Origin of the sequence: uncultured Rikenella sp. (assembly GCF_910577125.1) — a bacterium.
Lineage (GTDB): Bacteria > Bacteroidota > Bacteroidia > Bacteroidales > Rikenellaceae > Rikenella.
Map to the genome: position 1 here is coordinate 23,102 of NZ_CAJTMN010000016.1, position 7,545 is coordinate 30,646.

The following is a 7,545-nucleotide window of genomic DNA, read 5'->3' on the forward strand; positions in this document are numbered from 1 at the left end:
CAGCCGTTTGCTGCAAGCCCCCTCGCTTTTCTCATCGCCGTCCGACTATCCTTCCCGTTCCTCCAGCGCCTGCACGCTCCGGAGCAGGGTCTTGTCCTGAGGCAGGATATAATAGTAGAAAGCGTTCTCGTTCAACGCCGTATTCCGCCCGATATAGGCCTTGATCTGCGCCGTGATCATCGCCCGGGAGAGGGTCATCTCGGTCTCCGTAGGCCGCACCCCCTGCCGATCGGCATAGGCGACGAAGTCGAAAAAGAGGTTCTTGTCGGCGAAAAAGCGATCCAGCTCGGCCAGCGTCGTAATGGCGTTGATCTCCTTGCGGTAGCGGTCCGACATCTGCGAGGCGTATCTGAAAATCAGGTTCTTCTGGAACAGTTTCGAGAAGTAGGGGGTAATGAAGGTCGTGTCGATCGGCACGAAAACGTCGGGCATGATCCCTCCCCCGCCATAGACCACCTTGCCGCCCGGCGTGACGAACCGCAGCGAGTCGTCCTGCCGGATGCTGTCGGCCGTCAGCATTTCGTTGTGCTCGAAACGGCGCATCACTTCGGCATGGTACTCCGCATCGTTCCCCGGGGTGTAAGGCTTCTGGATCGACCTCCCCACCGGGGTGTAGTACCGCGCGATGGTGAGCCGCATGGCCGATCCGTCGCCCGGGAAGGAGATCTGCTCCTGCACCAGCCCCTTGCCGAACGACCGGCGGCCGACGATCACCCCGCGGTCGTTGTCCTGAATGGCTCCGGCAACGATCTCGCTGGCCGAGGCCGAGTTTTCGTCGATCACCACCGCGATGTCCATATCCAGGAACCTCCCGCGCCCGTCGGCGAACTGGTCGGCGCGCCGCGAGGCATGGCCCTCGGTGTAGACGATCCGCTGGCCGCCCGGCAGAAACTCGTTGATGATATAGATCGCCTGATCCAGATACCCGCCGCCGTTTTCGCGCAGATCGAGGATGATTTTCCGGGCCCCCTGCTCGCGCAGCTGCGTCAAAGCGGACATCACCTCGGTGTGGGTCGAAGCGGCGAAATGGCCGAAACGGATGTAGCCAATCTCCGGATGTCCCGGCACGAGGAAAGCGGCTTCGAGGCTCTTCACCGGAATGGCGCCGCGGGTCACCGTAATCGGCAGCAGCTCCTCGGCCGGCGCGCGCAGAATCCCCAGCCGAACCGTCGAGCCGCGTTTGCCGCGCAGCATCTTCACCACCTTGTCCTGATCCATCTTCACGCCGGCGATCAGGCTGTCGTTCACGGTGATGATGCGGTCGCCGGCCACGATGCCCGCCGCCGAGCTCGGCCCGCCCGAGATCACGTTCGTAATCTGCACCGTGTCGGACAGCATGTTGAACATCACGCCGATCCCGTCGAACGTACCGGTCAGCGGCTCGTTGGTCGAGGCGAACTCCTCGGCCGGAATATAGACCGAATGCGGATCGAGTTCCTGCAGGAGAAGCGGAACGGCCAGCTCGGCCAGCGAGTCGCGGCTGATGGGGTCTACATAGCGGTTCTCGATCTGGGTCAGGGCCCACCCGAGTTTGTCTCCTTCGCGCACCGTGCGGTAGGTGTCGCGCAGGGCCGAGCGTTCGAGAATCACGCCCAGAGCCGCGCCGACCAGCAGAACGGCCAGCAGAATCAGAATCAGACGGACGGTGGTTTTATAACTGCTCATGATGTGCGATACAGGGGAACAAAAGGTGTGCCGTCCAACGGGGGAGAGCACGAAATCGGCCCAAATATAGTAATTTTACACGGATTAATTTTTAGCAGCGAGAGACTATGGTCAAGGTTTCGGTGATAACGGTGGTCTGGAACGGGGCCGCGGAGCTGGAAAAGACGCTGTCGAATCTGACGGCGCTGGAGTGTTCGGCGGCGGAGCTGGAGCTGGTGGTGATCGACGGCGGATCGACGGACGGCACGCGGGAGGTGATGGAACGGTTCGGCGACCGGATCGCTTACGGGGTGAGCGAGCCGGACGGCGGTCTGTACGACGCGATGAACAAAGGGATCCGGGCGGCGACGGGAGACTACCTGTGGTTCGTAAACGCAGGGGACACGGTCCGGGAGCGGGATGCGCTGACGCGGATTTTCGGCGGCGGAGTGCCGGCCGGAGCGGATATCTACTACGGCGAGACGCTGGTGACGGATGAGGCGGGACGCCCGTTGGGGCTGCGCAAAAAGCCGCTGCCGCGCGGCGGCCTGACCTGGCGGTCGCTGGAGCGAGGCATGGTGGTGTGCCACCAGTCGTTCCTCGTGCGGCGGGCGATCGCGCCGCTGTACGACACGGAGCGCTATCGGCTGGCGGCGGACATCGAGTGGGTGATCGAGTGTCTGAAACGGGCGCAGTCGGTGGTGGATGTGGGTTTCGTCGTGAGCTGCTTCGCGCCGGGAGGGGTCTCGACGCGCCGCCGGCGGGCGAGCCTCCGGGAGCGATGGCGGATCATGCGGAGGCACTACGGCCTCTTCCGAACGATTCGCGCCCACCTCGGCTTCGCTTGCTCTGCGCTGTGGGACAAGCTGCTGCGCCGTCCCGCATTCCGCCCCTGGCGGCCGGAAAGCAACGGGGCGGAACGGAGCTCTCCGACCCGCTAACGCTCCTCCGCCAGCGCATAGAGCTGCGCGATCTCTTCCGGCCAGCGGCTCTCGTCCGGTGTCTCCAGAATCAGCGGCATGTCGTCGAACCGCCGGTCGCGCGCGATGAAACGGAACACCGGCCAGCCCAGCGTCCCTTCGCCCAGCGGAGCGTGGCGGTCGACCCGGCTGCCGAAAGCCTTCAGGTCGTCGTTCAGGTGCATGCCCCGCAGGTAATCGAACCCCACCACCCGGTCGAACTCCGCGAACGTCCGCTCGCAGGCCTCTTCCGAGCTCAGGTCGTAGCCGGCCGAATAGGCGTGGCACGTGTCGATGCAGACCCCCACGCGGCTCTTGTCCGTCACCTTTTCGATGATGTGGGCCAGGTGTTCGAACCGCCAGCCGAGGTTCGAGCCCTGTCCGGCCGTATTCTCGATGACCGCCGTCACCCCTTTCGTCTGGGCCAGCGCCCGGTCGATCGACACGGCGATCCGGTCGAGGCACTCTTCGTCGCTGATCGTCCCGAGCGAGCTCCCCGGGTGGAAGTTGAGCCGGTCGAGCCCCAGCGCTTCGCACCGTTTCATCTCGTCCGTAAAGGCCGCCTGCGATTTCAAAATCGCCTGATCGTCCGGATTCCCGAGGTTGATCAGATAGCTATCGTGCGGCAGGATCTGGAACGGCCGGTATCCTCCCGCCTCGCAATTGGCCCGGAAGGCCTCGATCTGCGCCGCGGTCAGCGCGGGCGCCACCCACTGGCGCTGGTTCTTGGTAAACAGCGCGAAAGCGCCGGCACCGATCCGGCGGGCGTTCAGCGGAGCGTTCTCCACTCCGCCGGCAGCGCTGACATGGGCTCCGAAATATTTCATGGTCAGACTCTCAATTTTATTTTTTGTAAATTCGCAGGCGGGAAATGCAGCCGGACGGTTCCGTCCCCTCTCCGATCACCGTAAATTTATGGAAACAAAGCTACATATTTCGTACCGAAAAACACTCGTCGCCCTCCTGATTCTGATCGGAACGGGCGGTGCGGCGCGGGCTCAGTTCAATCCGAAAAAACAGGCCGTACCGCTCGCCCCGGCGGCGCCCGATACGATCCGTGTGCCGAAACCCACCACTGACATGAAGTTCGAGCTGTACAGCGAGGCCTACGACAAATACCTCCGCAAGCTGCGCTCGAAACAGCGCAACAGCTACAAAATCGCGCCCCGGCTGGACATCTCGCAGGTGAGCTTCAACAACTGGCAGAAGGGGGGGGACAACTCCTACTCGGGTCTGGCATCGCTCAACGCCGAGCACAACTACGTGGCACCGGTCTTCAGCATCAAAACGGTCTTCGACGCCAAGTTCGGGATTATGCGTGCGACGGGACAGACGCGAAAAAACGTGGACTACTTCAACTTTTCGACCACGCCGAGCTGGAATATCTCGGAGCGGTGGAAGCTCTCGGGGGCGCTGATCTGGAAATCGCAGTTCACCAACAGCTACGACTACCCGAAAGACCAGCCGAAAGTCTGGAAATCGACCTTCATGGCACCGGGGACGGTCGAAATCTCGGGCGGTTTCACCTATGAGCCGCCGAGCAAGAAGCTCAACCTCCTCCTCTCTCCGATCGCAGGCAAGATGACCTTCGTCCTGAACGACTCGCTGGCGCGCAAGGGGGGCTTCGGGATCGACCCGAACAAAGAGAATCCGAAATTCAAGGCCGAAATCGGTGCCCAGCTGCGGGTGAACTACAAGACGAAGTTCGCCAAAGAGAAGATCGAATACATCACCAAGCTGGAATCGTTCTGGAACTATTCGAACGTACCGTCGGCCACGTGGGACAACACGCTGAACTTCAAGATTACGAACGTCATCTCGGCCAGCGCTTTCGTGAGCATGATCTACAACGACCAGATCACCACGCCGGACGCGCAGGCGAAGCTGGACGCGGGGCGCCGGCCGAAACCGTGGGATTATTTGCAGATCTATCAGTCGGTGGGCTTCGGTCTGCAGTTCAACATCACATCGAAACCGCACAAACCGGTGCAGGAGAGCACCATCACGAAGTCGCGGCTGAAATATAAAAAATAGTTTTTCCAACTTCAGGCGGAGATATCATACAGCCGGGGGCATCGAATCGACGATTCGATGCCCCCGGCTGTATGGGGTTCGTTCGGTTTCCGCCTACTCCTGCGTGTCCGCCGGAACGGCATGCGTCAATTGAGAGGCCTTCACCCGCTCATAAGCCGTTCCCGAAGGCTTCTTGACGAAGAACGAGATGTCGTTCCAGACGTCCGGCCACCCGTGGCGAACCATATTGTTGAAAACCAGCCGGAAAGCGTGTTTCCCAGCGGCCAAAGCCCGGGTCGTCTTGTGCCGCAGGTGACGGCTCGCCGCCTCCTGGCCGTTTTTCACGATCCGTTCGCCGTCGATCCAAAGCTCTTCCATATCGGTCGTAAAGCCGTAGACGCCGTCTTCCGGCAGTTCGACGAACCCTTCGTAGACCACCAGCGACTCCGGCGCCGTCTTGGTTCCGGCTCCATATCCCGGCCGGAAATAGCGCACCACGGTATCCGCCCCGAAACGTGCACCGGCCATCTGATCGTCCGTCAGGAAGAGCCCCTCGGCCACACGCATCACGACGCCCGAATCCACGGCCGCCGGTTCCGCCGCCGGTTTCAGCGGCTGCCGTTCGACGCGAATCGAACGCGACGGGCTCAGCTTGCCCTGAGGCGTCAGCGTGGCGATCCGAATCACGACCGGCGCATCGCCGCCGATCCTCAACGTATCCCGATAAACCGCCGATGCTGCGGTCGGTTCCGACCCGTCGAGCGTATAGACCATCGGCAGGTTCCGCGTATTGGAGAACGGAACGGCCACCGAATCGCCGGTAAAGGCGAGCAGATCGACCAGCGTCCCCTCCGGCATCGGGATGTGGTAGTTGATGCCGTGATAGTCGAGCCGCCGCTCGGCATCGACCAGCCGCCGCTGGAACGACGCCCAATCTTTCCGGCCGGCCGGCGACCAGTCCACTTCGGCCAGGGCCAACACCCGCGGATAGTACATGTACTCCCGATGGGCGTCCGACAACACATACTCGCTCCACAGATTGGCCTGCACACCGATAATATACCGTCCCCAGTCCGCAGCGGCCGAGTCCGGCACCGGATTGTAGCTGTAGACCTTCTCCAGGGTGGAATAGCCGCCGATCGAGACGGGTTCGACTTCGGCCGCCCCCTGCTGGTGGTCGATGTAGAATCCGGCGCTGTTGGGGGTCATGATCACATCATGCTGCTGCCGCGCGGCCGCGATACCGCCCGCTTCGCCGCGCCAGCTCATCACCGTGGCCGACGGGGCCAGACCGCCCTCCAGAATCTCGTCCCAACCGATGATCTTCCGGCCGTGGGCGTTGGCGAACTGCTCCATCCGAGTGATGGTATAGCTCTGCAAGAGCTCTTCGGCGGTATGCCGTTTGCCGTCTTTCCCGGCCAGTCCGGCTTTCTTGTCGAGCCCCAGCTCGCGGATCCGCCGCTGGCAGTCCGGACAAGCCTTCCACCGCACTTTCGGACACTCGTCGCCACCGATGTGGAGGTATTCGCTGGGGAAGAGCTCGAAGACTTCGGTCAGCACATTTTCCAGAAAGGCGAAAGTGGTGTCTTTCCCGGGACAGAAGACGTCGTCTTCGACTCCCCAGATGATCCGGGGCTGGTCGAACGGCCCGCCGGTGCACGACAGTTCGGGATGCGACACGAGTGCGGCCTTGGCATGCCCGGGCATCTCGATCTCGGGAATCACGTCGATGTAGCGCGCGGCGGCATAAGCCACCACTTCCCGGATCTCGTCCTGGGTGTAGAATCCGCGGTGGGTCGAGCCGTCCCCTTCGGTCCGCACCGCCCCTTTGGCGGTCAGCTCAGGGTATTTCTTGATTTCGATCGTCCAGAGCTGGTCGTCGGTCAGGTGCCAGTGGAAACGGTTGATTTTGAACATCGCGAGGATGTCGAGCTGTTTCTTGATGAACTCCACGCCGGCGAAGTGGCGCGAGGGGTCGAAATGCACGCCGCGATACTCGAACCGGGGGTAGTCGTCGATCACTCCGACGGGCAGCTCCCACGCCACGTCCTTGACTTTCACGGGACTTTCGATCTCGGGCGGCAGCAGCTGCAACAAGGTCTGCACGCCATAGAAAGCCCCTGCCGGAGCCTGCGCGGCGATGCTGACGGTCTCGTCGGGCGAGGAGACGAGCCGATACCCCTCGGCCTGAGCCACGGAATCGGTGCGGGTCAGCAGGATGTAGTTCCGCCCTTCGTCCGGCAGCCGGTCTGCGATTTTCAGGGCATAGCCGGTCGCTGTCCGCACTTTCTGGGCCAGATAATCCGCCACAGGCGCAAACGCGGGGTCGGCGCAAACGATGGCGGTATGGCGGTTCAGCACGAGGGGACGGATCTCTTTCGAGGCGGGCATCTCGAAGTTCTCGGTCTGCACGGGAATCGGAATCACGGATTCGATATCCGGTGTCCGGGAGTTCGGTTGCGTGCCGCACGAGGCGCACAACGCCAAAATTGCGCCGGCCGCTCCCCAAGCGATGCGTGCGCGACGATTCTGTTTTTTCATAAAAAGCATGTATTGAGGTAGTAAACAGGTTTTCAGTTCCTGACGAGCGTACTGTTTTTCGGCCCCGCCCCGGGCTACCGCCATCGGGATACGGGCGCGCTGAGCAGCGTCGGCAGCCACGGCTATAGCTGGTCGTCTATGGTGAGCGGCAGCAACGGGGTGTACTTGCATTTCCACGTGACGCACCTCAACCCCAGCAGCGCAAACAACCGCGCCTACGGCTTTCAGTTGCGTTGCCTCTCGGAATAAACGGGGCGTGTCGCACTCACAACTGGCCGGGTCTACCCTAACAAAGGCAGCCTCTACCCCACCCGCAGATTGAGCCGACACAGCCTTAGCGAAACGTAGTTTCGCTCCGTCCCGCCGGGGTCACCCGGACGCCGCCCGC

General features: G+C 62.2%; 5 protein-coding genes. 2 read left to right on the forward strand and 3 right to left on the reverse strand.

Translation table 11 applies throughout. The features are described 5' to 3' along the window. Positions 1–45 precede the first annotated feature (45 nt). Positions 46–1,665 (reverse strand): S41 family peptidase, encoded by a 1,620-nt coding sequence (locus tag QZ292_RS03420; protein ID WP_294597864.1) that lies wholly within the window; start codon positions 1,663–1,665, stop codon positions 46–48. Positions 1,666–1,772: 107 nt separating this feature from the next. Here QZ292_RS03420 and QZ292_RS03425 point away from each other — a divergent pair, with 107 nt between their 5' ends. Next, a complete protein-coding gene (locus QZ292_RS03425) occupies positions 1,773–2,585 on the forward strand; it encodes a glycosyltransferase family 2 protein (protein ID WP_294597867.1) in 813 nt (270 codons plus the stop codon). Here the strand turns inward: QZ292_RS03425 and nfo are convergent. Next, entirely contained in the window at positions 2,582–3,430 is an 849-nt protein-coding gene (nfo, locus tag QZ292_RS03430; RefSeq protein ID WP_294597869.1) for a deoxyribonuclease IV, read from the reverse strand. The two genes, QZ292_RS03425 and nfo, sit on opposite strands and share 4 nt — an antisense overlap. A gap of 88 nt (positions 3,431–3,518) precedes the next feature. Between nfo and QZ292_RS03435 the strand changes: the two genes are divergently transcribed. Further along, positions 3,519–4,637, forward strand: coding sequence for a DUF3078 domain-containing protein (locus QZ292_RS03435; protein WP_294597871.1), 1,119 nt, complete (start codon positions 3,519–3,521; stop codon positions 4,635–4,637). A gap of 93 nt (positions 4,638–4,730) precedes the next feature. Here QZ292_RS03435 and QZ292_RS03440 read toward each other — a convergent pair whose 3' ends face one another. After that, the gene (locus QZ292_RS03440) at positions 4,731–7,157 is read right to left on the reverse strand and encodes a family 20 glycosylhydrolase (protein WP_294597873.1); all 2,427 of its coding nucleotides are present in this window, start codon (positions 7,155–7,157) and stop codon (positions 4,731–4,733) included. Between the last annotated feature and the right edge of the window lie 388 nt (positions 7,158–7,545).